Source organism: Vibrio paucivorans, assembly GCF_054053395.1.
The window spans coordinates 458150-484063 of sequence record NZ_CM133230.1; the positions used below are offsets into that span (position 1 = coordinate 458150).

At 45.7% G+C, this 25914-nt stretch carries 21 protein-coding genes and 7 tRNA genes; 27 read left to right on the top strand and 1 reads right to left on the bottom strand.

Annotated elements, in window-relative coordinates; translation table 11 throughout:
• Positions 1–88: 88 nt before the first annotated feature.
• From truD to rpoS, 5 genes are all read left to right on the top strand, one after another.
• On the top strand, positions 89–1132 hold the full coding sequence (gene truD / locus ACXABW_RS02240) for a tRNA pseudouridine(13) synthase TruD (RefSeq protein WP_457523809.1): 1044 nt from the start codon (positions 89–91) through the stop codon (positions 1130–1132).
• On the top strand, positions 1133–1894 hold the full coding sequence (gene surE, locus ACXABW_RS02245) for a 5'/3'-nucleotidase SurE (RefSeq protein ID WP_252029425.1): 762 nt from the start codon (positions 1133–1135) through the stop codon (positions 1892–1894).
• Entirely contained in the window at positions 1891–2517 is a 627-nt protein-coding gene (locus tag ACXABW_RS02250; protein ID WP_252029427.1) for a protein-L-isoaspartate(D-aspartate) O-methyltransferase, read from the top strand. Before surE ends, ACXABW_RS02250 begins: the two co-directional genes overlap by 4 nt.
• A 2-nt stretch (positions 2518–2519) precedes the next feature.
• Positions 2520–3440 (top strand): murein hydrolase activator NlpD, encoded by a 921-nt coding sequence (nlpD, locus tag ACXABW_RS02255; RefSeq protein WP_457523811.1) that lies wholly within the window; start codon positions 2520–2522, stop codon positions 3438–3440.
• Positions 3441–3515: 75 nt separating this feature from the next.
• The gene (gene rpoS / locus ACXABW_RS02260) at positions 3516–4496 is read left to right on the top strand and encodes an RNA polymerase sigma factor RpoS (protein WP_252029431.1); all 981 of its coding nucleotides are present in this window, start codon (positions 3516–3518) and stop codon (positions 4494–4496) included.
• Between the two features lie 60 nt (positions 4497–4556).
• On the opposite strand, the gene mutS is transcribed toward rpoS, so the two are convergent.
• Entirely contained in the window at positions 4557–7121 is a 2565-nt protein-coding gene (mutS, locus tag ACXABW_RS02265) for a DNA mismatch repair protein MutS (RefSeq protein WP_457523813.1), read from the bottom strand.
• A gap of 85 nt (positions 7122–7206) precedes the next feature.
• Here mutS and pncC point away from each other — a divergent pair, with 85 nt between their 5' ends.
• The 22 genes from pncC (at position 7207) to luxS (ending at position 25895) form a co-directional block, all read left to right on the top strand.
• Complete coding sequence (gene pncC / locus ACXABW_RS02270; protein ID WP_457523814.1) at positions 7207–7698, top strand: nicotinamide-nucleotide amidase; 492 nt, start codon at positions 7207–7209, stop codon at positions 7696–7698.
• 187 nt (positions 7699–7885) lie between these two features.
• Positions 7886–8926: a recombinase RecA gene (gene recA, locus ACXABW_RS02275; protein WP_252030768.1), complete on the top strand. Its 1041-nt coding sequence runs from the start codon at positions 7886–7888 to the stop codon at positions 8924–8926.
• A gap of 97 nt (positions 8927–9023) precedes the next feature.
• On the top strand, positions 9024–9491 hold the full coding sequence (gene recX, locus ACXABW_RS02280) for a recombination regulator RecX (protein ID WP_457523816.1): 468 nt from the start codon (positions 9024–9026) through the stop codon (positions 9489–9491).
• Positions 9492–9660: 169 nt separating this feature from the next.
• Positions 9661–12243, top strand: coding sequence for an alanine--tRNA ligase (gene alaS, locus ACXABW_RS02285; protein ID WP_457523818.1), 2583 nt, complete (start codon positions 9661–9663; stop codon positions 12241–12243).
• A 194-nt stretch (positions 12244–12437) separates the two neighbouring features.
• Positions 12438–13625 carry an aspartate kinase gene (locus ACXABW_RS02290; protein WP_457523820.1) on the top strand — a complete coding sequence of 396 codons (1188 nt, stop codon included), beginning with the start codon at positions 12438–12440 and terminating at the stop codon, positions 13623–13625.
• Positions 13626–13716: 91 nt separating this feature from the next.
• A complete protein-coding gene (gene csrA, locus ACXABW_RS02295; RefSeq protein WP_004415691.1) occupies positions 13717–13914 on the top strand; it encodes a carbon storage regulator CsrA in 198 nt (65 codons plus the stop codon).
• 184 nt (positions 13915–14098) lie between these two features.
• A tRNA-Ser gene (locus tag ACXABW_RS02300) sits at positions 14099–14191 on the top strand.
• A 30-nt stretch (positions 14192–14221) separates the two neighbouring features.
• Positions 14222–14298 (top strand) — tRNA-Arg (locus ACXABW_RS02305).
• 28 nt (positions 14299–14326) lie between these two features.
• A tRNA-Ser gene (locus ACXABW_RS02310) sits at positions 14327–14419 on the top strand.
• 81 nt (positions 14420–14500) lie between these two features.
• Positions 14501–14577: transfer RNA gene (locus ACXABW_RS02315), tRNA-Arg, on the top strand.
• A 63-nt stretch (positions 14578–14640) separates the two neighbouring features.
• Positions 14641–14717 (top strand) — tRNA-Arg (locus ACXABW_RS02320).
• Positions 14718–14780: 63 nt separating this feature from the next.
• Positions 14781–14857: transfer RNA gene (locus tag ACXABW_RS02325), tRNA-Arg, on the top strand.
• 64 nt (positions 14858–14921) lie between these two features.
• Positions 14922–14998: transfer RNA gene (locus tag ACXABW_RS02330), tRNA-Arg, on the top strand.
• Between the two features lie 371 nt (positions 14999–15369).
• Positions 15370–15633, top strand: coding sequence for an oxaloacetate decarboxylase subunit gamma (locus ACXABW_RS02335; protein WP_252029445.1), 264 nt, complete (start codon positions 15370–15372; stop codon positions 15631–15633).
• A gap of 30 nt (positions 15634–15663) precedes the next feature.
• Positions 15664–17448, top strand: a complete 1785-nt coding sequence (oadA, locus tag ACXABW_RS02340) for a sodium-extruding oxaloacetate decarboxylase subunit alpha (protein WP_457523821.1) — start codon at positions 15664–15666, stop codon at positions 17446–17448.
• Positions 17449–17457: 9 nt separating this feature from the next.
• The gene (locus ACXABW_RS02345; protein WP_252029449.1) at positions 17458–18588 is read left to right on the top strand and encodes a sodium ion-translocating decarboxylase subunit beta; all 1131 of its coding nucleotides are present in this window, start codon (positions 17458–17460) and stop codon (positions 18586–18588) included.
• Between the two features lie 155 nt (positions 18589–18743).
• Positions 18744–19694 carry an NADP-dependent oxidoreductase gene (locus tag ACXABW_RS02350; protein WP_457523823.1) on the top strand — a complete coding sequence of 317 codons (951 nt, stop codon included), beginning with the start codon at positions 18744–18746 and terminating at the stop codon, positions 19692–19694.
• Positions 19688–20149, top strand: coding sequence for a YqaA family protein (locus ACXABW_RS02355; protein ID WP_252029453.1), 462 nt, complete (start codon positions 19688–19690; stop codon positions 20147–20149). Before ACXABW_RS02350 ends, ACXABW_RS02355 begins: the two co-directional genes overlap by 7 nt.
• A 9-nt stretch (positions 20150–20158) precedes the next feature.
• Positions 20159–23017 (top strand): M16 family metallopeptidase, encoded by a 2859-nt coding sequence (locus ACXABW_RS02360; protein ID WP_457523825.1) that lies wholly within the window; start codon positions 20159–20161, stop codon positions 23015–23017.
• Between the two features lie 133 nt (positions 23018–23150).
• Entirely contained in the window at positions 23151–24716 is a 1566-nt protein-coding gene (gshA, locus tag ACXABW_RS02365) for a glutamate--cysteine ligase (protein ID WP_457523827.1), read from the top strand.
• 13 nt (positions 24717–24729) lie between these two features.
• Positions 24730–25341 carry a transglycosylase SLT domain-containing protein gene (locus tag ACXABW_RS02370; RefSeq protein ID WP_390903544.1) on the top strand — a complete coding sequence of 204 codons (612 nt, stop codon included), beginning with the start codon at positions 24730–24732 and terminating at the stop codon, positions 25339–25341.
• A gap of 35 nt (positions 25342–25376) precedes the next feature.
• Positions 25377–25895: an S-ribosylhomocysteine lyase gene (gene luxS / locus ACXABW_RS02375; RefSeq protein ID WP_265687776.1), complete on the top strand. Its 519-nt coding sequence runs from the start codon at positions 25377–25379 to the stop codon at positions 25893–25895.
• The last annotated feature ends 19 nt before the right edge of the window (positions 25896–25914 follow it).

Consider the following 25914-nt stretch of genomic DNA (forward strand, 5'->3'; position numbering starts at 1 on the left):
AGCTAGGTCGTACACACTTTTTCAGTGAGCAGGATTTCTCCTACTCATCACCACTCATTGCCGTGTAACGGCAACGGAATAATCAGATATGTCAGACATTTTATCGCCAATGGCTTACTTGCTTGGTCAGCCAACCGCAAAAGCAAAATTAAAAGCGAAGCCAGAACATTTTAAAGTAAATGAAGATTTAGGCTTTGAGTTTAGCGGTGAAGGTGAGCACCTAATGGTGCGAATCCGTAAAACTGGAGAGAATACCAGTTTTGTTGCGAATGAATTGGCGAAAGCGTGTGGCGTCAAATCGAAAGATGTTAGCTGGGCGGGGTTAAAAGATCGCCATGCGGTGACGGAACAATGGTTAAGTGTACATTTACCAAAAGGGAATACTCCTGATTTCAGCGCATTCCTAAATCAGTACCCTTCGATTGAAATTCTGGATACTGCTCGCCACAACAAAAAGCTACGTCCTGGTGACTTGGTTGGTAATGAATTTGAAATCACGTTGTCAGAAGTGACCAACGTTGATGATGTGTTAGCTCGATTGGAAAAAGTATCACTGTTAGGTGTGCCCAACTATTTTGGTAGTCAACGCTTTGGTAATGATGGTAATAACTTACAAGAAGCGCGCCGATGGGGACGAGACAATGTTCGTACCCGCAATCAGAATAAGCGTAGTTTGTATTTATCTGCAGCACGTTCTTGGATTTTTAACCGTATTGTATCTGCGCGAATTGAGCAGGGATTGTTTGAGCAAGTTGTTGAAGGTGACATCGTACTGAAGCAGCAACAACAGTTGACTGTTGAAAGTGGCAACCAAGAAGAGCTGCAAAGCCTTGTTGAGCAGGGAGGTGTGGATATCACAGCTGCAATGGCCGGTGATAATGCACTTCCAACACAGTCTGATGCGTTGAATTTGGAGCAGCCTCACCTAGATGATGAGCCTGATCTAATGGCGTTAATTCGCGGTAATCGAATGAGACACGATCGCCGAGCGATTGCTTTGAAGCCTCAAAACCTTCGCTGGAAGAACTGTGAAGATCAGGTCACGCTCACTTTCTCATTAGATGCAGGTTGCTTTGCTACCGCAATTGTTCGAGAGTTAGTGGAAGAGCAAGCCGTAGAACGCGAGTACTAAATGCAGTCGAAATTAAAAATATTACTCAGCAATGATGATGGTGTGCATGCCCAAGGTATTCACGCATTAGCCGATGCGCTTAGAGATATTGCAGACATCACCATTGTGGCACCGGATAGAAATCGCTCGGGGGCGTCTAACTCTCTGACGTTAGAACAGCCGCTTCGAGTGGCTGAAATTGCACCTCATATATACTCAGTTCAGGGAACGCCAACCGATTGTGTCCACTTTGCGTTGAATGAGTTGATGAAAGATGACTTACCTGACTTAGTACTGTCTGGTATTAATCATGGCGCAAACCTTGGTGATGACGTGCTGTATTCTGGAACAGTGGCTGCTGCGATGGAGGGACACTTCCTCGGCGTACAATCGATCGCATTCTCTTTAGTTGGGAAAGTGAACTTTACTGCTGCCGCTAAAGTTGCGCGTTCTATTGTGGAACAGCACATGGTGCAGCCTATCCCGACTAATCGTTTGCTGAATATCAATATTCCAGATGTTGATGAGTCGGAATACCTTGAACGTAAAATTACCCGTTTGGGTGCTCGGCACCATGCGGAAAATATGATTAAGCAAAAAGACCCGCGTGGTCACGATATCTATTGGTTAGGTCCTCCTGGTAAGGAGCAAGACGCTGGCGAAGGTACGGACTTTTTCGCGGTTGAGCAAAAGTTTGTTTCTATTACACCGCTTCAAGTTGACCTAACAGCGCACGAAGCGTTGCGAACGATTGATAATTGGTTAAAGGGAACTGCATTATGACCAACCCACATGCCGACAAGCTGATTGAGTTTCTTGTCGCGAGTGGAATTCAAGATCCGCGAGTGATTGATGCAATTCGTCATCTACCAAGAGAAAGCTTTGTTTCTCAGGCGATGATGCATCAGGCTTACGATAATAATGCTTTGCCAATCGGGCAAGGGCAGACTATCTCTCAGCCCTATATTGTGGCAAAGATGACCGAGCTGCTTGGGTTGAAACGAGACAGTAAGGTACTGGAAATTGGAACTGGGTCGGGATACCAAACTGCAGTGCTCGCTCAAATAGTGGACCATGTTTATTCTGTAGAGCGTATTAAAGCACTGCAGTGGGATGCGAAACGCCGCTTAAAGCAGTTAGATATTTACAACGTATCGACCAAACATGGTGATGGCTGGCAAGGCTGGGCGTCGAAAGGCCCTTTTGATGCGATTATTGTCACCGCCGCTGCAGAGTCAATTCCTCAAGAACTGTTGAACCAGTTGAGTGATAACGGTGTCATGGTCATCCCTGTTGGGGAAGATGAGCAACGTTTGATTAAAGTGACTCGGCACGGAGATAGCTTCCAGTCAGAGTTAATCGAAATGGTCCGGTTTGTACCTCTTATCGCAGGTGAACTTGCGTAGAAATGAAAGTTGTCATTAGAAGTATTTTGGTTTTGGTGTTTTTCAGCGTGCTTATTGGGTGTGCTGCAAGTACGCCTGCGCCGGTATCTAATGTCACTAAAGGGGCTTCTGGCTTAAAGAAAGATTATAACTCGGTGTCACGGGGTAGTTATCGTGGTAGCTACTATGAAGTTCAGAAAGGCGATACGCTGTACTTTATTTCATATGTCACAGATAGAGATGTAAAAGAGATAATACGTTACAACAACTTATCTGCTCCTTATACCATTCGACCAGGACAAAAGCTCATGCTTTGGCGTCCCGCTTATGTTGCTCCCAACTTCGGTGGTACAGGGGCGGGCGAGGCTCCAGCCGCAGTAGCAGCGACGACAACTCCACCTCCAAGTAAAAGCGCTACTCAAACAACAGCTTCAAAGAAAACTCCTCCACCTCAAACGGTGGCGAAAAAAGATCCACCAAAGAAGGTTGATCAATCGAAATCAAAGGAGTATGTTAAATCAACAAGTAAACAAAATGTTAACAAACCCACAAGCAGTAGCACTGCTAGTAATACCAAAGTTACTAAGTGGTTGTGGCCAACGAAAGGGAGAGTCATTAAAAACTTTTCTGCTGGAGATCAAGGGAATAAGGGCATAGACATCGCAGGACAGCGTGGTCAGTCCATCATTTCGACAGCAGGAGGAACCGTCGTTTATTCGGGAAATGCACTACGCGGTTACGGCAATCTTGTGATTGTAAAACATAACGACAACTACTTAAGTGCATACGCTCATAATGATCGGTTACTCGTACACGAAGGACAAAGTGTAAAAGCCGGCCAAAAAATAGCAACAATGGGCAGTTCTGGAACCAACAGTGTTCGTCTACACTTTGAAATTCGCTACCAAGGTAAGTCGGTGAATCCAAAACGCTACTTACCATAAAATTTACTTTGTAAAGGTAATATAGCGACATTAAAGAAGTAGTAATGTCTTGCTAGCTCGCCAGGGGGAGGCGCTATGAGTATCAGCAATGCAGCAACGAAAGTCGAAGAGTTCGATTTAGAACAAACGGATATCAGTTCTGAAGAGAGCCAAACTACATCAAAAACTTCTACTGCTGAAGAAAGCAAAGAAGAGTTTGAAGTTTCCGCCAAAAGCCTTGATGCCACTCAATTGTATTTGGGTGAAATCGGTTTTTCTCCACTCCTAACCGCAGAAGAAGAAGTCTTATATGCTCGTCGAGCGCTACGAGGCGATGAAGCCGCACGTAAGCGTATGATCGAGAGTAACCTTCGTCTTGTGGTGAAAATCTCACGTCGTTACAGCAATCGTGGTCTTGCGTTACTTGACCTAATTGAAGAAGGTAACTTAGGCTTGATTCGCGCAGTTGAAAAGTTTGATCCAGAAAGAGGTTTCCGATTCTCTACCTACGCAACATGGTGGATCAGACAGACCATCGAACGTGCACTGATGAATCAAACGCGTACTATTCGCCTACCTATTCATGTGGTTAAAGAGCTGAATATCTACCTGCGTACAGCACGTGAGTTATCGCAAAAACTTGACCATGAGCCTACCGCAGAAGAAATTGCAACTAAGCTAGATAAGCCAGTTGATGATGTAAGTAAAATGCTGCGACTGAATGAGCGCGTGAGTTCTGTGGATACACCAATTGGTGGCGATGGTGAAAAAGCGCTATTGGATATTATTCCAGATATCAACAACTCAGACCCAGAGGTTTCCACTCAAGACAATGACATTAAAGACTCCCTAATCCATTGGCTTGATGAACTAAACCCTAAACAAAAAGAAGTGCTAGCACGTCGTTTTGGATTACTGGGCTATGAGCCTTCAACGCTTGAAGAAGTAGGGCGTGAGATTAACCTTACTCGTGAGCGTGTACGTCAAATCCAAGTGGAAGGTTTACGCCGCTTAAGAGAAATCTTGATCAAACAAGGCTTGAACATGGAAAACCTGTTCAGCGTTGAAGATGAATAAGCGAAAAGAGTAGCAAAAAAGGTACTGATTTCAGTACCTTTTTTGTTTTATTGGAAACAACTAAAGCAGTTTCTTTAGTCGGTAGAGTTCTTCCAATGCCTGACGTGGAGTGAGGTCATCCGGGTCGATATTCGCCAGTGCTTCTTCTACTTCACTTGGTTCAGGAATCAAGCTCAGTTGGTTAGCAATATCAACGTTACTACTTGTTGATGACGCATTCGGTTGTTGGCTGAGTTGTTCAAGCTGAGTGAGCTTACCTCGTGCATTCTTGATAACCGTTTTCGGCACACCTGCAAGCCCAGCAACCGCGAGACCATAAGATTTACTTGCCGCTCCTTCTTGAACAGCATGCATGAAAGCAATGCTGTCGCCATGTTCAACCGCATCTAGGTGAACATTTGCTAAGCTTGGTAGCTGATTTGGCAACTCTGTAAGCTCAAAGTAGTGAGTGGCGAATAAAGTCATAGCACCGATTTGGGTTGCTAGCCACTCTGCACTTGCCCAAGCTAGTGAAAGACCATCATAGGTGCTTGTGCCTCGGCCGATCTCGTCCATCAGAACCAAGCTATTTTCGGTAGCATTGTGCAGGATATTCGCGGTTTCAGTCATTTCAACCATAAAGGTAGAACGACCAGAGGCCAAATCATCCGATGCACCAATTCGAGTAAAAATCCGATCAACCGAACCAATTGTCGCCGCTTCTGCAGGAACATAACAGCCTATGTGAGCCATCAGCGCAATCAGGGCAGTTTGACGCATGTATGTTGACTTACCACCCATGTTTGGACCCGTGATGATCAACATTTTTCTTTGGCTATTAAGCTCTATTGGATTGGCAATAAATGGCTCATCCATGACCTGTTCTACCACGGGGTGGCGGCCGGCTTGAATGTGAATGCCCACTGTTGAGCCGAGCTGAGGACGGCAGTAGTCTAATGTTTCTGCACGCTCTGCAAAGTTTTGTAGAACATCTAGCTGAGAAACAGCAGAGGCGAGGTTTTGCAGCTTCTCAAGGTTGGGTAGCAGTAAATCAAATAGTTCATCCCACAGTTTCTTCTCTAGTGCGAGCGCTTTTGAGCGTGAGTTGAGAACTTTGTCTTCATGCTCCTTTAGTTCAGGAATGATGTATCGTTCCGCATTTTTTAGCGTTTGACGACGCACATAATGCGGCGGAACGAGATGACTTTGCCCACGGCTGACTTGAATGAAGAACCCGTGGACATTGTTATAGCCTACTTTGAGAGAATCTATTCCGTGGCGCTCACGTTCATCCGCTTCCAGCTTGTCTAGGTACTCTGTCGCGCCATCGGCCAGTCTACGCCACTCATCAAGTTCTGCATTGTAGCCTTCTGCTATCACTCCGCCATCACGAATAACAACGGGTGGGTTATCCTTAATAGCACGCTCGAGTAACTCGCATACTTCTTCATTTGGTGCCGCATATTGAGCGAGCTTGGTTAAATACGGGTGAAGAATGCTAGATAATGTAGTTTCAAGATCAGGCAGTTGTTGCAACGCTTGGCGTAAACGCGCCATATCTCTTGGCCTTGCTGAGCGCAGTGCTAATCGAGCGAGTATGCGTTCAATATCGCCAATCTGTTTGAGAACTGGCTGCAGTTCAACAAACAGTGATTGGTCTTTCAGTTCTGAAATCGCATCGAGTCGTTGATTTAGCGTGTCCGTGCAGCGCATTGGCTGATGGAGCCAGCGCTTTAGCATACGGCTACCCATTGCGGTGGCTGTCTTGTCGAGCACTTCGGCGAGCGTGTTGTCACTGCCACCAGACAAGTTTTGTGTGATCTCTAGGTTGCGGCGAGTCGCGGCATCAAGAATGACAGAATGATCTTGGCGATCGAACGTTAACGAACGAATGTGAGGCAGAGCGGTTCGCTGAGTATCTTTAACATATTGGATTAAACATCCAGCGGCACATAAGCCTAGCTTCGCGTGCTCGACACCAAAACCGACCAAGTCTTTAGTACCAAACTGCTGATTAAGTTGTTGTTTAGCAGTATCAAGTTCGAACTCCCATACCGGACGGCGGCGATTGCCGCTTCGGCCATTCATTAGTTGTACAGGTTCAAAATCTTCCGGGAAAAGCAGTTCGCGTGGAGCTGTGCGCTGTAACTCGGCCGCCATTGCTTCTTCTGTTTCTGGCTCTGTAAGTTGGAAACGGCCAGATGTTACGTCGAGAGTGGCGTAACCAAACTTACCTTGGTGATGGTAGATAGCAGCGATTAAGTTATCGACTCGCTCAGACAGCAGCGCTTCATCAGTCACCGTGCCAGGGGTAACAATACGCACGACTTTTCGTTCAACAGGGCCTTTGCTGGTAGCAGGATCGCCCACCTGCTCGCAGATAGCGACAGATTCCCCAAGTTGAACCAATTTAGCTAAATAACCTTCGACAGCATGGAAAGGGACCCCGGCCATAGGAATAGGCTCGCCAGCTGAAGCACCACGTTTGGTTAAAGAGATATCAAGTAACTGGGACGCTCGTTTTGCGTCATCGTAGAAAAGCTCATAGAAATCCCCCATACGATAGAACAGCAATATTTCTGGGTTTTCAGCTTTTAGCTTCAAGTATTGCTGCATCATTGGAGTGTGTTTTTGGTCGGCTTTCACGGCTAATATCTTTCGTTTATTGCAATTGCGGCTTAGGATACGTGAATCACTGTCACGCGAAAAGGTTCAAAGAGGTTTTTCAGACATGGAATCACATACACAACTCAGCCAAGAACTGGGCATGTTGCTGCTTCAAAAATCACAGGTCCTCACCACCGCAGAGTCTTGTACTGGTGGCGGTATTGCAACAGCGGTTACCGATATTGCAGGTAGCTCAGCTTGGTTTGACCGCGCGTTCATCACCTACAGTAACCAAGCAAAAGTAGATATGGTCGGAGTGAAGGAATCAACACTCGAGCAAGTCGGTGCCGTTAGTGAACAGGTCGTAATAGAAATGGCACAGGGAGCTTTGCTTCATTCCAATGCTACGATTTCAGTGGCGGTCAGCGGTATTGCTGGACCAAGTGGTGGAAGTGAAGAAAAGCCTGTTGGTACAGTGTGTTTTGCTTGGGCTGATAACCAAGGGTGGCTAAAGGTTGAAACGTACTGTTTTCCAGGGGACAGAGCACAAGTTCGAGCCCAGACAGTGCGCCATGCTTTGCAGCAGCTCTCTCAGCACTTATCGTCAAGTTCATAACTTCAAACACATTTTTTGGAGGGTGAGCACTTCTTGGCAAAAAAAGTTTATACAGGTATAGACACTGTATGAATCAACAGTATAATGACAACCAATTAAAGACAAAACTGCATGCCTAGATTGTAGCTTTGTACAAAGAACATAATTGACATTCATCGATAAGCAGATGAATACATCGGAGAAAGTGATGGACGAGAACAAACAGAAGGCTCTGGCCGCAGCTTTAGGTCAGATCGAAAAGCAATTCGGTAAAGGTTCAATCATGCGCCTTGGTGATAACCGCACCATGGATGTTGAAACCATTTCAACAGGTTCACTTTCTCTTGATATTGCACTGGGTGCTGGTGGCTTGCCAATGGGCCGTATTTGTGAAATCTACGGACCAGAATCGTCAGGTAAAACGACACTTACTCTAGAGCTTATTGCTGCTGCTCAACGCGCAGGCAAAACGTGTGCATTTATCGATGCAGAGCACGCACTTGACCCAATTTATGCGAAAAAGCTAGGCGTGGATATTGATGCACTTCTTGTTTCTCAGCCAGACACTGGTGAGCAAGCACTAGAAATCTGTGATGCATTGGCTCGCTCTGGTGCGATTGACGTTATGGTTGTCGACTCGGTAGCGGCTCTAACACCTAAAGCAGAGATCGAAGGCGAAATGGGTGATAGCCACATGGGTCTTCAAGCGCGTATGCTTTCACAAGCAATGCGTAAGCTAACAGGTAATCTAAAGCAGTCAAACTGTATGTGTATCTTCATTAACCAAATTCGTATGAAGATTGGTGTGATGTTTGGTAACCCTGAAACAACCACGGGTGGTAATGCACTTAAATTCTACGCTTCAGTTCGTCTAGATATCCGCCGTACAGGCTCTATCAAAGAAGGTGATGAGGTGGTTGGTAATGAAACTCGTATCAAGGTTGTGAAGAACAAGATTGCGGCACCATTTAAGCAAGCTGAAACTCAGATCCTATATGGACAAGGCTTTAACCGCGAGGGTGAGCTGATTGATTTAGGTGTTAAGCACAAGTTGGTAGAAAAAGCAGGTGCTTGGTACAGCTACAATGGTGACAAGATCGGTCAGGGTAAAGCAAACGCAGGTAAATACCTACGTGAGAACCCAGAAGTGGCACAAACGATTGATAGCAAACTTCGTGAGATGCTATTAACGCCAGCGGTTGCTGATGAGCCTGAAACAGGTGAGATGCCAAAAGAAGAAGAGTTCTAAACGTCGACATTACCTGCTCGTTTTATAACGACTGAGTTGAAAGCCCTGCATTGCAGGGCTTTACTGTATCTATCTTCCAAGCAAATTGCGTCACATCATGTACTATCGAAATACTCCACCAACATTGTCATCCAAAGAAGCTGCAATACAACTTCTTAGCCGGCGAGATCATGGCGAATATGAATTACAGCAAAAATTGGCACTGAAGGGTTATGACAATGACGCCATAGAAGAAGCACTACGCTTTTGCGCCGACCATAACTATCTAGATGACTTGCGTTACGCAAAAAGCCAAATTCGACAACATGTATACAAAGGCCACGGTGAGCGGAGAATTCGCCAAGAGCTGAGTCAAAAACGCGTTTCTGAGTCGACCATTGATGAAGCGTTTTCTGAAGAGCCGCAAGATTGGTTTGAGTTAGCAAAAGCAGCGGCAGAGAAAAAATTCAAAGGCATTAAAGCGCAAGATCAAAAGGAATACGCCAAACAGGTGCGGTTCCTCCAATATCGAGGGTATAGCTTTGAGCAAATTAGCTATGCACTAAGTGATGACACCGAAAGCTAATCACTTCCTACTTAATCCAATCCCTTCATATTGAAAAGCAGGCTCTACAGTAAATCGTTCAGAAAAGCAGTTTTGCCTGAACAATACGGCTTATCCGGGTAGCATCTAGCCGTAGCTTGGGTATACAATACAGCAAAATTCTAACTCGACTATTTTCAGGAAGAGCTGCATGTACATGAGCACTGATGAGGTTCGTAACGCGTTCCTCAAGTTCTTTGAGAGCAAAGGACACCAAATCGTAGACAGTTCATCGTTGGTTCCACATAACGATCCAACCCTGCTATTTACTAACGCAGGTATGAACCAATTTAAAGATTGCTTCTTAGGCGCCGAAAAACGTGCCTACACTCGAGCGACTACGGCTCAACGCTGTGTACGTGCTGGTGGTAAACACAACGATCTAGAGAATGTTGGTTTTACTGCTCGCCACCATACTTTCTTTGAAATGCTTGGTAACTTCAGCTTCGGTGATTACTTCAAAGAAGACGCAATTGCGTTTGCTTGGGAGTTCCTGACTAAGACACTTGGTCTACCAGAAGAGAAATTACTGGTTACAGTATACGAAACCGATGACGAAGCGTTCGAGATCTGGAACAAGAAAGTTGGCGTTCCTGCCGACAAGATCGTTCGTATTGGCGACAAAGAAGGCGGTAAGAAGTTCGAATCAGATAACTTCTGGACAATGGGCGATACAGGTCCTTGTGGCCCATGTACTGAAATCTTCTACGATCACGGTGAGCACATTTGGGGTGGCCGCCCAGGTACGCCTGAAGAAGATGGTGATCGCTTCATCGAGATCTGGAACAACGTATTCATGCAGTTCAACCGTCATGCTGATGGCACGATGGAGCCACTACCTAAGCCTGCTGTTGATACAGGTATGGGTATCGAGCGTATCTCTGCGATCATGCAAGGCGTTCACTCAAACTACGAAATCGATGTATTCCAAAAGCTAATTAAAGCGACAGCAGAGGTTGTTGGTCACGACGATCTATCAAACCAATCTCTACGCGTTATTGCTGACCACATCCGTTCTTGTTCATTCCTAATTGCTGATGGCGTTATGCCTTCAAACGAAGGTCGTGGTTACGTACTTCGTCGTATTATCCGTCGTGCAGTTCGCCACGGTAACAAGCTAGGTGCACAAGGCGTATTCTTCCACAAACTTGTGGGTGTATTGGCTGAAGTAATGGGCAGCGCTGCTGAGGAGCTTAAGAAGCAACAAGCCGTTGTCGAAAAAGTACTTCGTATTGAAGAAGAGAACTTTGGCCGCACACTAGAGCGTGGCATGGTCATTCTTAACGAAGCATTAGACGCACTTGAAGGTAAAGAGCTAGACGGCGAAACCGTCTTCAAGCTTTACGATACTTACGGCTTCCCTGCTGACTTAACTAACGATGTAGCGCGTGAGCGTGAGTTTACGATCGATGAAGCGGGCTTTGAAAAGGCGATGGAAGAGCAGCGTCAGCGCGCTCGTGAAGCTGGGCAATTCGGTACTGATTACAACGCCACGATCAAATCTGACGTCGATTCTGATTTCTGTGGTTACACAGGTACAGAGGGCAAGAGCCCTGTAGCGGAAATCTTTGTAGAAGGTGAAGCGGCTGAATCTCTATCTGCTGGTGATAAAGCGATTATCATCCTTGGGGAAACGCCATTCTATGCAGAGTCAGGTGGTCAGTGTGGTGACGCGGGTGTACTAAAAACTGAATCTGGTGTATTCAAAGTTGAAGACACTCAGAAGCTTGGTAACGCAATTGCGCACCACGGCGTTCTAGCTGAAGGTGTTTTAGCGAAAGGTGATGAAGTTGAAGCGGTTGTAGATGCAGAGCGTCGTGCTGCTATCTCTCTAAACCACTCTGCAACGCACTTGCTTCACGCAGCTCTACGCCAAGTACTTGGTGAGCATGTTGCTCAGAAAGGTTCGCTTGTTAAACCAGAAAACCTACGTTTTGACTTCTCGAACCTAGAAGCGGTAACGCCAGCGGAACTGAAAGAAGTTGAGCGCCTAGTGAATGCTCAAGTTCGTCGCAACCACGTGATTGAAACTAACATCATGGACATCGAGTCTGCTAAGCAGAAAGGTGCAATGGCACTATTCGGTGAGAAATACGATGATGAAGTTCGCGTACTGTCTATGGGCGAGTTCTCAACTGAGCTTTGTGGTGGCATCCACGCTTCAAACACGGGTGACATTGGCTTGTTCAAAATCACTTCTGAAGGTGGTATTGCTGCGGGTATTCGTCGTATTGAAGCTGTAACAGGTGAAGCTGCGCTCGATGCTATTGAACAACAACAAGCGAAGTACGAAGAAAAGCTTGTTGAATCTGCGCAAAAAGCGAAATCGCTAGAGAAAGAAATTCAGAAACTTAAAGACAAGATGGCTGCAGCAGAGAGTGCAAACATCTTGGGTAAAGTTCAGGAAATCAACGGTACGAAAGTGTTGGTTGCAGCTCTTGAAGGTGCAGATAACAAGAACCTACGTACTATGGTTGATGACATTAAGAATCAAGTGGGTAGCGGCGTAATTCTTCTTGCCAACATCAATGGTGACAAGATTGGCTTGATTGCTGGTGTAACTAAAGACCTAATTGGTAAAGTGAAAGCGGGCGACTTGGTTAAGATGGTTGCTGAGCAAGTCGGCGGTAAAGGCGGTGGCCGCCCAGATATGGCGCAAGCGGGCGGTACTGATGTTGCAGCTCTGCCAGATGCGATTCAATCTGTTCAGCCTTGGCTGGAAGAGCGTCTATAGCGCAGTAGCGAAGACTTAATGAAACTCGATGCCCAATCATTTTTGATTGGGCATAATTTATTTTAGTCTCGCAAATATTAGTTTTATTTCAGTAAATCTTGTGTCTACACAATGTTTGCAAAAAGTTTGGCGCGGCATAATGTGCCAAAAGAAACAATCAATGAAAGACTTTGGTCTTGGGAAGGTGAAGACTGGTGAAAAAGCCCCTTATCGTGCAAAAGTTCGGCGGAACGTCTGTAGGCTCAATAGAGCGTATTGAAAATGTCGCAGAACAGATCATTAAGGCGAAGAATGACGGTAATCAGGTCGTAGTTGTAGTCTCTGCGATGTCTGGAGAAACAAACAGACTAATGGACCTTGCAAAGCAGGTAGATGATGTACCGTGTGCAAGAGAGTTGGATGTTCTGCTTTCTTCGGGCGAACAGGCATCTATGGCCTTATTGGCCATGATGCTTAGTAAGCTAGGACACCCTGCGCGTTCATTGACTGGTGGACAGGCCCATATCATTACCGACGGTCAGCATAATGATGCAACGATTAAACACATTGATACTAAAGTGATAAAAGACTTGCTGGCACAGGAGCAGATTGTCATTGTCGCTGGATTCCAAGGTATCAATGACAATGGGGATATCACCACTCTTGGCCGTGGTGGATCAGATACTAGCGCTGTTGTCTTAGCTGGCGCTTTAGCCGCTGATGAGTGTCAGATTTTTACTGATGTTGATGGCGTTTACACTTCTGATCCGCGTGTTGTACCTTCGGCTCAAAAGATGGAAGTGATTGATTTCCCATCAATGACTGAAATGGCTCGTAAGGGGGCGAAAGTCCTGCACCTACCATGTGTTGAATTTGCTTGGTCAAACAACTTACCTCTGCGTGTATTATCTTCATTTACGCCGAGTCAAGGGACGTTAGTGACGGGAGAGATAGGGGATAAGCCTGTCGTCGGGATTGCTATTCAACGCGAGATGTCATTGATTCACATAGATAATACTTATCTGTCCAGTGTCCAAAAACAGTGTCAAATGCTTGGTATTGCGATTTGGAATGTGATCGAGCATCCAGAACGGGCAGGCATCGTGATAAAACGCGACGCAAACGCCAAGTTGTCACTGGTTTTCGGTGACAAAATCCGTAATAGTGAAGAGGTAAGCTTGTTAACAACTGTCGGGTTACAAGCGAAAGGACTTAAAGATCATGCTCATGAACTGCTTTGTCAGCAAGATGTCTCGGTGAGTCATATATCAACAACAGATCGAACGTTGGTATTTGTGGTGTTACCAAATTGTGTCGACAAAGCGGCTAACATACTGCATGATGCATACATTACTGAAAGCGAAGCATTCGATTGCCAGCAAAAACATGCGTTTTTGGGTTGATTTTGATCATTTAGGCAGTTTACGAAAATATAACTTTTGTTAGATAATGGCTTCGTAGCAGATAAAACAGAGATTACTCAAGGAGCAAAGAATGCTAATTTTGACTCGCCGTGTTGGCGAAACCCTTATGATCGGTGATGAAGTGACTGTGACAGTTCTTGGTGTTAAAGGTAACCAAGTACGCATCGGTGTGAACGCGCCAAAAGAGGTATCTGTTCACCGTGAAGAAATTTACATGCGCATTCAGGCTGAAAAAGGTAATGGTAACGTTGCATCAGGCAACTACTAATTACTCGAGAGAGGCTAGCGATTTGCTAGCCTTTTTTATGTCTGTAAGGCACAGAGAATGAACAAAAAGTGTGAATTCACACCGCTTTGATTAAATACCCAACGGTTAGTAGTTTTTTTGTTATTTTTGCCAAGAAAGTGTTTGACATATTTTTGGTAAATCGTAATATGTGCCTCCGCAAGACGGTGAGGTGGCCGAGAGGCTGAAGGCGCTCCCCTGCTAAGGGAGTATACGGTTTGTAGCCGTATCGAGGGTTCGAATCCCTCCCTCACCGCCATTCTTGCAACGCTTAGAAATAAGCAAATGCGCGTCCTTAGCTCAGCTGGATAGAGTACCTGGCTACGAACCAGGCGGTCGGAGGTTCGAATCCTCCAGGACGCGCCATATTCTTTTTAGTACAGAATATGATTGCGGTGAGGTGGCCGAGAGGCTGAAGGCGCTCCCCTGCTAAGGGAGTATACGGTTTGTAGCCGTATCGAGGGTTCGAATCCCTCCCTCACCGCCATTCTTTATGAATGGTTAAGTTGACCTTTGGTCAATTCTTTTGTTCTAAAAGAAATTAAATGTGATATAGTTCACAACCCGTGCGTCCTTAGCTCAGCTGGATAGAGTACCTGGCTACGAACCAGGCGGTCGGAGGTTCGAATCCTCCAGGACGCGCCACTTATTCAAGGGTGAAAACCCTGATACTGATGATTGGTTTCAATCGTTGATATCGAAATCTGCGCGTCCTTAGCTCAGCTGGATAGAGTACCTGGCTACGAACCAGGCGGTCGGAGGTTCGAATCCTCCAGGACGCGCCACTTATTCAAGGGTGAAAACCCTGATACTGATGATTGGTTTCAATCGTTGATATCGAAATCTGCGCGTCCTTAGCTCAGCTGGATAGAGTACCTGGCTACGAACCAGGCGGTCGGAGGTTCGAATCCTCCAGGACGCGCCACTTAATTCAAGGGTGAAAACCCTGATACTGATGATTGGTTTCAATCGTTGATATCGAAATCTACGCGTCCTTAGCTCAGCTGGATAGAGTACCTGGCTACGAACCAGGCGGTCGGAGGTTCGAATCCTCCAGGACGCGCCACTATTACAAAGCCTCGCAATTGCGAGGCTTTTTTGTATTTAACATTTTATTATCATTTTTATAACTTTAATATTACAACTTGTTGTTTTTTAAAGTATCTTTTCGATTTCCTATCCATCTCTCACTATTCATGTCAAATCTTCATTATCTTGGAGATATCACCTAGTTAATCTCTCTATATAGGCCGAATATTTCAGAGTTATGTGATTTCTGTGACGAAATTATCACCAGATCTGTGTTTTCTCCTTAAGACTCCCTTAAACAAAATTGACAAACTTTTACCAATCGAGATAATCCTAGACCACTTGCCTGGACATTTGAGGTCCAACTCTCGGCAAAGTGTTGTCAGGATGACAAAGAAAGGAAGCAACATGACAAATATTGGAAGCCTGCTAGGAGATGCAGCAACCCTTATGGTTACGGGGATGGCTGTCGTCTTTATTTTCCTCACAATTCTTGTATATCTCGTTCGGTTAATGTCAAAACTGGTACCAGAAGAAGTACCTGAACCGCTCAAGACAAATACACCCATTCAAAATAATAAAGTTCAATCAAACCCTTCTGCTGTTAGCCCAAAGGTAGTGGCGGCGATTTCCGCTGCGGTACATCAATATCGTACCTCTACTGCGAAATAGCATTTAAAGGATTAAAAGGAGTTAATGAGCATGTCTAAACCACTAGCTATTACAGATGTGGTCCTTCGTGATGCCCATCAATCACTGTTTGCTACGCGCATGCGTATCGAAGATATGTTGCCAATTGCGGCAGAACTGGACAAGGTCGGTTACTGGTCCCTTGAAACATGGGGCGGAGCAACATTCGATTCGTGTATCCGTTTCTTAGGCGAAGACCCTTGGGAGCGTCTACGTGAGCTAAAGAAAGCAATGCCAAATACGCCGATGCAGATGTTATTGCGCGGCCAGAATCTATTGGGCTACCGTCACTATGCTGATGATGTGGTCGAAAAGTTTGTCGAGCGTGCTCATGCTAATGGGATGGATGTGTTCCGTATCTTTGACGCGATGAATGATGTTCGCAATTTCCAAAAAGCAGTAAAAGCGGCTGTTGATGTTGGTGCTCATGCTCAAGGCACCTTGTCTTACACTACAAGTCCTGTACATAATTCTGATACTTGGGTGGACCTTGCTAAGCGTCTAGAAGATCTAGGCTGTCACTCGCTTTGTATCAAAGATATGTCTGGCCTTCTGAAGCCATATGAAGCAGAAGAGCTGATCACTCGTATTAAGGCTTCTTGTGATGTCCCACTGGCTCTTCATTGTCATGCGACGACAGGTCTATCAACGGCGACGGCGGTTAAGGCGGTTGAAGCTGGAATCGATATTCTTGATACCGCAATTTCTTCTATGAGCTGTACATACGGCCATACACCAACAGAAACAGTGGTAGCAATGCTTGAAGGTACAGAGCGTGATACCAACCTGAAACTCGATCAAATTGAACCTATTGCTGCCTACTTCCGTGAGGTGCGTAAGAAGTACGCTAAGTGGGAAGGACAGCTAAAAGGGGTCGATTCACGCATCCTAATTGCTCAAGTCCCAGGTGGCATGTTGACGAACATGGAAGGTCAACTTAAGGAGCAAGGTGCTGCAGATCGCCTAGATGAAGTATTGGAAGAAATCCCACACGTGCGCGAAGATTTAGGCTTTATTCCACTTGTTACTCCTACTTCTCAGATTGTTGGTACCCAAGCTGTGATAAACGTGCTAACTGGTGAGCGTTATAAGAGCATCACCAAAGAGACGGCGGGTCTATTAAAAGGTGAGTATGGTGCTGCACCTGCTGAACTCAATGCTGAGCTACAAGCAAAAGTACTTGATGGGGCGGAAGCGATCACTTGTCGTCCGGCCGACTTATTGGAGTCTGAATTAGATACGTTGACGACTGAGCTGTTAGAAAAAGCGAAGTCGGAAGGCATCTCTTTGGCGGAAGACACGGTAGATGATGTATTAACTTATGCCTTGTTCCCACAAGTTGGTTTGAAGTTCCTTAAGAATCGTCGTAACCCAGATGCATTCGAACCAGCTCCAGGAGTTGAAGACAAAGTGGAAGCAACTCCGGTTGCTGTGCCTGCTTCGGGTAGCATCGAAAGTTATAGCGTCAAGGTTGATGGTCAAGTTTATGATGTGGAAGTGGGCCCTCAAGGTCAATTGACGTCTGTTGCTCCAGCTGCGGCTAATCCAGTACAAGCTCCTGCTCCAACTGTACCTGCTGGTAATGCAGAGGCGGTACCGGCACCTCTAGCAGGTAACATCTTTAAAGTGAACGTCCAAGCGGGTAATCAAGTTGCAGAAGGGGATGTGCTTTTGATCCTTGAAGCGATGAAGATGGAAACCGAAGTACGTGCCGCGCGTGGTGGCATTGTGCAAGATCTGCATGTTAAAGAAGGCGACTCCGTGACGGTGGGTGCGCCTCTGTTGAGCTTGGCGTAAGGAATTACCATGGAAGGATTGATGACCTTATGGTCAGAAACAGGGATCGCCAACTTTGAATTCGGCCAGATCTGTATGATCTTGGTGGGATGTACTCTGCTGTTTTTGGCTATTCGTAAGGGGTTTGAACCCTTACTGCTTTTGCCTATAGGCTTTGGTGCTGTTTTAGCAAACATCCCTAATGCTGGTTTCACAGAACCAGGTGGATTGCTTTACTACGTTTATTATGTAGGTATCGAATCCGGTATCTTCCCACTGCTTATCTTTATGGGCGTTGGTGCGATGACGGACTTCGGAGCGCTTATCGCTAACCCTAAAACGTTATGGTTAGGCGCTGCAGCGCAGTTTGGTATTTTTGCGACCTTGTTTGGTGCGATTTTGCTTAACTATGTACCGGGTATGGAATTTAGTATGCCTGACGCTGCATCGATCGCTATTATTGGTGGTGCAGATGGTCCGACTGCTATCTTCTTAGCCAGCCAGTTATCTCCTGACTTGTTAGGGGCTATCGCGGTTGCTGCATACAGCTACATGGCATTAGTTCCTATCATTCAGCCACCAATTATGAAAGCGCTGACTTCACCAGAAGAACGCAAAATACAAATGGCGCAATTACGTCATGTGAGTAAAGGTGAAAAAATCCTTTTCCCACTAGCTGTATTACTGATGACTATCTTGTTCTTACCGTCTGCGACACCGCTGGTTGGGATGTTCTGTCTGGGTAACCTAATGCGTGAAGCTGGTGTGGTTGATCGTTTATCGAAAACCGCTCAGAACGAGTTGATCAACATCGTTACTATTTTCTTGGGTCTTGGTGTGGGTTCTAAGCTACAAGCTGAAGAGTTCCTGAACGTTGAAACCCTGGGTATCTTGGCTCTGGGTGCGGTAGCGTTCAGTATTGGTACTGCTGGTGGTGTATTGATGGCTAAGCTACTCAATAAACTATCAAAAGAGGATATTAACCCACTCATTGGTGCAGCAGGTGTATCTGCAGTTCCTATGGCGGCTAGGGTTGTAAACAAGGTTGGGTTAGAGGCTAACCCGCAGAACTTCCTATTAATGCATGCAATGGGGCCAAATGTGGCCGGTGTACTTGGTTCAGCGGTTGCGGCAGGTATTTTGTTAGCTCTAGTCGGTTAGAGTATTAGCGGTTGGTAAGAGTATCTATTGGCTTCAATTTCAGTCAATTGATGGTTAAATTGCGAGCCAATAGTTAACTAAATCGAAAGAAATGTTATATATTCAAAGGGATGCTAGTGCATCCCTTTATTTTTTATCAATAGGGAAATATCGAAATGGAAAACAAGCAAATCGCTATTACCAAGTTTGGTGGACCAGAAGTCTTAGCTGTACAAAGCGCCTCAGTGCCAGAACCGAAAGCAGGCGAGGTTATTGTCAAAGTAGCGTTTTCAGGTGTTAACCCCATTGATGTAAAAACTCGAGCAGGCCTAGGGTGGGCTGCCTCTCAAAATAAAGATAAACTCCCTTGGGTTCCTGGCTACGACGTGTCAGGGCAAGTGGTGGCGTGCGGCGAGGCTGCTGAACGTTTTAATCAAGGCGATAATGTTGCAGGCTTTATCGGCTTCCCATTGCAAGGTGGTGGCTACAGCCAGTATGTTTCGGTACCCGAAAATGAGCTGAGCCTAGTACCCGATGCCGTGACTCTAGAAGCAGCTGCTGTGCTCCCTTTAGCTGGTCAAACTGCAGCGCAAGCCTTGAATAAGGCCGAAGTCAAAGAAGGCGATAGAGTGCTGATTCTTGCCGGTGCTGGTGGGGTTGGCCACCTTGCAGTGCAAATTGCGGTGGCGGCTAAAGCTGAGGTTTATACCACCTGCAGCGAGCGCAATTTAGATTACATGGCCACTCTTGGTGCCCATGCCATTAACTATCAATTTGCACCAGCCTCTGAACGAGTAGAGGAAGTGGATGTACTCATTGATTTAGTAGGTGGGGATGCCGCTCTGGATGCACTTAAGTGCCTCAAAGATGGCGCGCGGGTTGTGACTGTCCCAACCCTTTCTGCCGAGCTGATTTGCGAGAAAGCTAAGTTATTGGGCTTTGAAGCCACAGGAATGCTGGTAGACCCAAATCCTGAGCAACTCGACACAATGCTTTATATGGTGAGTGTTGGTTTGCTTAAAACTGAAATTCAAACCGTGTACCCTATGACGGATGTTGTGAATGCACATGAACAAGTCGAAACGGGGCACACCAGAGGCAAGGTACTACTTGATATGCAGTGTTAGAGTTTTTCAATTCTCTTTTCGAAAGTGTCGCACTATGGTTTTCCGATTCAGCATTATGGGTACTCTTTCTTAGCGGTTTCTTAAGTGCAACACTTCTTCCTGGGGGCTCAGAGGCAAGCTTAATCGCTACCCTGAGCCTTCAGCAGTTTTCTACGTTATCCATTATTTTAATAGCGACTATTGGTAACACCTTAGGTGGGATGACCAACTATTGGTTGGGCTTATGGCTACCAAATAGAACTCAATCAGAAAAGCATGGTCATAAAGCTTTGAAGTGGCTCAATAAGCATGGCTATTGGGCACTGTTTTTTAGTTGGTTGCCTGTCATCGGTGATCCACTTTGTTTAGCAGCTGGATGGCTAAGAATGAAATTCTTGCCATGTTTTGTCTTTATTTTGATTGGTAAACTGCTCCGGTATAGTTTACTAGCTGCAATATTTCACGGTTTTTTCTAAGGAGATGTCATGAGAAAAATCTGGCTAGGTACGTTTTCTCTTATTGCACTGTACGGGTGCTCGACTTCCAACGTACCCTCCGATTCGCTCTTCTCTTCACTTCCAGAGGGAGTGACCTTAGTTGAGGAAGTTAAGCCTCAGCCTGGTAAGGTCATGATCCCTTACTCTAAGTATCAACTTGCTAACGGGTTGACCGTTATTTTGTCTCCCGATCACTCAGATCCTTTAGTCCATGTTGATGTGACTTATCATGTAGGATCTGCACGCGAAGAAATAGGCCGTTCAGGCTTTGCTCATTTCTTTGAACACATGATGTTCCAAGGGAGTGAAAACGTGGGTGACCAAGAGCACTTCCGTATCATCACAGAAGCGGGAGGGACCTTAAATGGCACAACTAATCGAGACCGAACTAACTACTTTGAGACTGTACCGTCTAACCAACTAGAAAAAATGTTGTGGTTGGAATCTGATCGTATGGGCTTTTTGCTTGACGCAGTATCGCAACGAAAATTTGAGATACAGCGTGACACCGTGAAAAACGAGCGTTCGCAAAACTACGACAATCGACCATATGGCTTGATGTGGGAAAGAATGGGTGAGGCGATGTATCCAGAAGGTCACCCATATTCTTGGCAAACTATCGGGTATGTTGAGGATCTTGACCGAGTAGATGTTAACGACCTAAAAGACTTCTTCCTACGTTGGTATGGCCCTAACAATGCGGTCTTGACTATCGGTGGTGATATCGATGTTGATCAAACATTAGAGTGGATCAACAAGTACTTTGGCTCGATCCCGAAAGGGCCTGATGTTGAAAAAGCGCCTAAGCAGCCAGCGGTATTGCCAGAAGATCGCTATGTCACTTTAGAAGACCGTATTCAGCAACCTATGGTGCTGGTCGGTTGGCCAACAACATATCGTGGCCAAGAGCAGCAAGCGTCTATCGATGCCCTAGCCAATGTGCTGGGTAATGGTGCCAACAGCATGCTGTATCAAAACCTGGTAAAAACTCAGAAAGCCGTTGATGCGGGAGCATTCCAAGACTGTGCCGAGCTAGCGTGTACTTTCTATGTTTATGCTATGGCACCTTCTGGTGGAGAAGAGGGCTTAGAGTCTCTGTACCAAGAGTTAATGACAACCTTAGATGAATTCGCCAGCCAAGGTGTCGCTCAAGAGCGACTTGAGCAGATCAATGGCATGGCAGAAGCTAATGCGGTGTTTGCCTTGCAAAGTGTTCGCGGGAAAGTGACTCAGTTAGCGTCGAATCAGACTTTCTATCAGCAACCAGATCGCATTCAAACTCAGTTGGAGCAGCTACGTGCCGTATCTCCTGATTCGGTCATGCAGGCCTACCAAGATTTCATTAAAGGTAAAAACAAAGTTACCTTAAGCGTTGTCCCAAGAGGGCAAACTCAAATCGCAGTCAAAGAAGCCAACTTCGTTACTCCTGTGAGAGAGCTGCCTAAATATGACAAAATAACCGACGATCAACTCGTTGTTCGCCGTGCAGTAGATAATTTTGATCGTTCTGTGATGCCTCAAGTCGCGGAAGGGGTAAAGGCACAGATGCCTAAGCTGTACGAATTGTATTTCGATAATGGTATCGAGCTACTGGGCACTCAGACCTCAGAGACACCCACAGTACAAATTGAAATTCGCTTACCAGCTGGAGAACGTCAGGCACCTCGAGGAAAAGAAGGCCTTGCGAACTTAACGGCTTCATTGATGGAAGAAGGCAGCACTGAACGAAGCCTCGAAGAGCTTAAAGCAGAGCTCGATAAACTGGGGAGTTTAGTGAGTGTAGGTGCGGGTTCTTATACGACCAATATTAGTATCTCTACGTTAGAGAAAAACCTAACGCAAACATTAGCGATTGTTGAAGAGGTACTCTTTAAGCCAGCATTTGAGCAAAATGACTTTGATCGCCTAAAACGACAAATGTTGGAAGGGACGATTTACCAGCACCAAAAGCCAAGTTGGTTAGCTTCTCAAGCAACACGACAAGTACTATTTGGTAATTCGATCTTCTCTCGTTCAAGCGATGGAACCAAAGCATCGATCGAAAGCTTAACGTTGGACGATGTGAAAAACTTTTATGCGAAAAACTACACGCCTCACGGTGCGCAGGTTGTCGTTGTTGGAGACATCAACCGCAGCGCAATTAAACATGAGTTGGCGTTTCTAGAAGAGTGGAGGGGCGAAGCTGCACCCTTGCTGCGTCCACAAGTCGTAGCGCCACTAGGCGAACAGACAATCTACCTAGTCGATAAACCAAGTGCACCGCAAAGTGTGGTTCGTTTAGTTAGGCAAGGGTTGCCGTTTGATGCAACGGGTGAAACTTACCTTACTCAGCTGACAAACTTTAACTTAGCCGGCAATTTTAACAGTAGAATTAACCAGAACCTACGTGAAGACAAGGGTTACACCTATGGAGCCAGCGGTTATTTAGCAGCCAACAGAGAAGTGGGGGCGATTGTGTTCAGCGCTCAAGTGAGAGCTGATGCGACCATTCCTTCTATTATTGAGATGAAAAGTGAGATGGCTCTGTTTGCTCAAGAAGGGCTGACAGACGAAGAGGTGGACTTTATGCGTTTGGCAGTGGGCCAACAGGATGCATTGAAATACGAGACACCTTCTCAGAAGGCGTCGTTACTGAGCAGCATTCTGACCTACAATCTGGATGAAGACTATCTGCGTCAGAGAAATCGAATTGTGGATACTGTTTCTAAGTCAACGCTAGATAAGCTGGCCAGCAAATGGTTTAACCCAAATGACTATCAAATTATCGTAGTTGGCGACGCGAAGAGCTTAAAGCCACAATTGGAAAAACTGGATATTCCTGTTCAAGAGCTTGAAATCGAGCAGTAGTGAACACATCTATTAGAGGCGGCTAATGGTCGCCCTAATTTTATCCATTGTTTGTCTGTCATCTCTACTTGCTCTATGCGTACTTTAGAGCGAGTATTGACCCTCAAACACATAAATATAAGTGAACTTCATTTTGACTGACTTTGCTGCTCGGCTAAATTCATTAGCCCAAAAGAATGACGTGTTTAAGCAATATGGCCGCGGTGTAGAGCGTGAGACTTTGCGTTATCACCAAAATGGTAAACTGGCGATGACGCCACACCCAGAAGGGCTAGGCTCAGCTTATTCAAATGAATGGATCACAACCGATTTCTCTGAATCTTTACTCGAATTCATCACACCGGTTTCCAACGATGTTGAGACTCTACTTGCTCAGTTGAAAGATGTGCACCACTTTACTCAAACGAAATTGGGCGAAGAAAAGCTCTGGCCAATGTCTATGCCTTGTTTTGTGAGTGCGGAAGATGACATCAACCTAGCTCAATATGGCAGCTCTAACTCAGCCAAAATGAAAACGCTGTATCGAGAAGGGCTAAAGCGTCGCTATGGTAGCCTGATGCAGATTATTTCGGGTGTTCACTTTAATTTTTCCTTCCCTGAGAGTTTTTGGGATGCGTTATTCGGAGAACAAGGGGAACAAGACCGCCAAGAGAGTAAGTCAGAGGCCTATTTTGGTCTTATCCGAAACTACTACCGTTTTGGCTGGCTGATTCCATACTTTTTCGGTGCTTCTCCAGCATTATGTGGCTCATTTATTCAAGGTCGCGAAACTAAGCTACCATTTGAAAAAATCAATCAGACTTTATATTTACCAAAAGCAACATCGCTTCGCTTAAGTGATTTAGGCTATACCAACAGTGCGCAAAGTGTGCTGAAAATTGGGTTTAATAGCCTAGACCAGTACCTTGAAGGGCTTAATAAAGCGATCCGTACTCCGTCTGAAGAGTTTACCAAAATTGGTGTGAAAGTTGATGGTGAGTATCGCCAGTTAAATAGCAATGTTCTTCAGATTGAAAATGAACTCTATGCACCAATTCGTCCTAAACGTGTTGCGAAGAATGGTGAAAAACCGTCTGAAGCTCTGGAGCGTAGCGGTGTGGAGTACATTGAAGTGCGTTCATTGGATGTTAACCCATTCAGCTCGGTCGGTATAACTGATGAGCAAGTACGCTTCCTTGATCTATTTTTGACTTGGGCAACGTTAACCGACTCAGAGCCGATGGATGATTGTGAGTTAGAGTGCTGGCGTGATAATTGGAACAAAGTCATCGTCGAAGGGCGTGAAATTGGACTCGAGTTGAAGATAGGTTGTCATGGTGAGCGTTTATCGCTGCAAGCTTGGGCCAAACGAGTATTCCAAGATCTTAGCCAAATTGCTGAAGTGATGGATGCACAGCAAGGTGGAACCGCTTACCAAGATGTATGCGAAAAACTGAGCTCATGGATTGATAACCCAGAATTGACCATTTCTGGTCAATTGCTAGAACTAACCAAGCTGCATAATGGTTTGGGCCCAGTAGGCTGTGAACTAGGTAAACAATACCGAGATGAGCACCTAGCACACCAGTACCAAGTGTATTCACAGCAGCAAATGGAAGATGAAGTTGTGCGCTCGCGCCTTGCCCAAACAGAGCAAGAGAATGCTGATACCATCGACTTTGATACCTTCTTAGACCAATATTTTGCGTACTTGAAGTAGAAGCAGAGTGAGTATCAATTTCAATTGGAAAAATGTGTCGCTTGCGACGACTGGGCTACTGTTGTTGTCCGGCTGTGCGACAGCGCCCCCAAAGAATCAAGATAACATTTGTGAGATCTTTCGCGAACACTCGGGCTGGTACGAAGATGCGCTAGATATGCAAGAAGAGTGGGGAACCCCTATTCACGTTGCGATGGCGTTCATTAAGCAGGAAAGCAGCTTCCGACACGATGCTCGACCACCGAAAGACTATATTTTAGGCTTTATACCTTGGGGGAGAGTGAGCAGCGCGTATGGTTATGCGCAGGCTCAAGATCCCGCTTGGGAAGATTTTCAAAAAGCGACTGACCAAGGTGGTTCTCGAACTAATTTTGATGACTCTATGATGTTTGTTGGTTGGTATACCAGCGAGACACAAAAGCAATTGGGGATATCGAAATGGGACCCTTACAATCAGTATCTGGCGTATCATGAAGGTCGCGGCGGTTATAAGCGTAAAAGCTACCAATCTAAGCCTTCATTGATAAAAATTGCTCGGAAAGTCGAGCAGCAAGCAAAAAACTACGGCTGGCAACTTAAACAATGTCAGCAAGAATTAGAAGACAATCGTAGTTGGTTCTTTTAAAGCCAACCAAATGTACTCAATCAGGGAGAAGAGCAATGCCACTATTAGATAGTTTTACCGTTGACCACACACGAATGAATGCTCCAGCGGTACGCGTTGCGAAAACAATGCAAACCCCTAAAGGCGACACTATCACTGTGTTCGACTTACGTTTCACTGCACCAAACAAAGATATTTTGTCTGAAAAAGGCATTCATACTTTAGAGCACCTGTATGCAGGCTTTATGCGTAACCACTTAAACGGTGACCAAGTAGAAATCATTGATATTTCTCCAATGGGGTGTCGTACGGGTTTCTACATGAGTTTGATTGGTACGCCGGGTGAAGATCAAGTAGCAGCTGCGTGGCTAGCGGCAATGGAAGACGTGCTGAAAGTAGAAAGCCAGAACAAGATCCCAGAGCTAAACGAATACCAATGTGGTACGGCGGCAATGCATTCACTTGATGAAGCAAAAGCTATCGCTAAAGCCATCATTGAAGCAGGTATTTCTGTGAATCAAAATGATGAACTGGCGCTTCCTGAGTCAATGCTGAAAGAGTTAAAAGTCGATTAGTCTCAGTTTGCGTAGTGTG

Coding starts and splice junctions, on each gene's coding strand:
- csrA (WP_004415691.1), top strand. CDS start 13,717: ATGCTAATTTTGACTCGCCGTGTTGGCGAAACCCTTATGATCGGTGAT.
- ACXABW_RS02250 (WP_252029427.1), top strand. CDS start 1,891: ATGACCAACCCACATGCCGACAAGCTGATTGAGTTTCTTGTCGCGAGT.
- oadA (WP_457523821.1), top strand. CDS start 15,664: ATGTCTAAACCACTAGCTATTACAGATGTGGTCCTTCGTGATGCCCAT.
- surE (WP_252029425.1), top strand. CDS start 1,133: ATGCAGTCGAAATTAAAAATATTACTCAGCAATGATGATGGTGTGCAT.
- rpoS (WP_252029431.1), top strand. CDS start 3,516: ATGAGTATCAGCAATGCAGCAACGAAAGTCGAAGAGTTCGATTTAGAA.
- alaS (WP_457523818.1), top strand. CDS start 9,661: ATGTACATGAGCACTGATGAGGTTCGTAACGCGTTCCTCAAGTTCTTT.
- pncC (WP_457523814.1), top strand. CDS start 7,207: ATGGAATCACATACACAACTCAGCCAAGAACTGGGCATGTTGCTGCTT.
- truD (WP_457523809.1), top strand. CDS start 89: ATGTCAGACATTTTATCGCCAATGGCTTACTTGCTTGGTCAGCCAACC.
- ACXABW_RS02335 (WP_252029445.1), top strand. CDS start 15,370: ATGACAAATATTGGAAGCCTGCTAGGAGATGCAGCAACCCTTATGGTT.
- luxS (WP_265687776.1), top strand. CDS start 25,377: ATGCCACTATTAGATAGTTTTACCGTTGACCACACACGAATGAATGCT.
- recX (WP_457523816.1), top strand. CDS start 9,024: ATGTACTATCGAAATACTCCACCAACATTGTCATCCAAAGAAGCTGCA.
- ACXABW_RS02360 (WP_457523825.1), top strand. CDS start 20,159: ATGAGAAAAATCTGGCTAGGTACGTTTTCTCTTATTGCACTGTACGGG.
- recA (WP_252030768.1), top strand. CDS start 7,886: ATGGACGAGAACAAACAGAAGGCTCTGGCCGCAGCTTTAGGTCAGATC.
- ACXABW_RS02350 (WP_457523823.1), top strand. CDS start 18,744: ATGGAAAACAAGCAAATCGCTATTACCAAGTTTGGTGGACCAGAAGTC.
- nlpD (WP_457523811.1), top strand. CDS start 2,520: ATGAAAGTTGTCATTAGAAGTATTTTGGTTTTGGTGTTTTTCAGCGTG.
- ACXABW_RS02345 (WP_252029449.1), top strand. CDS start 17,458: ATGGAAGGATTGATGACCTTATGGTCAGAAACAGGGATCGCCAACTTT.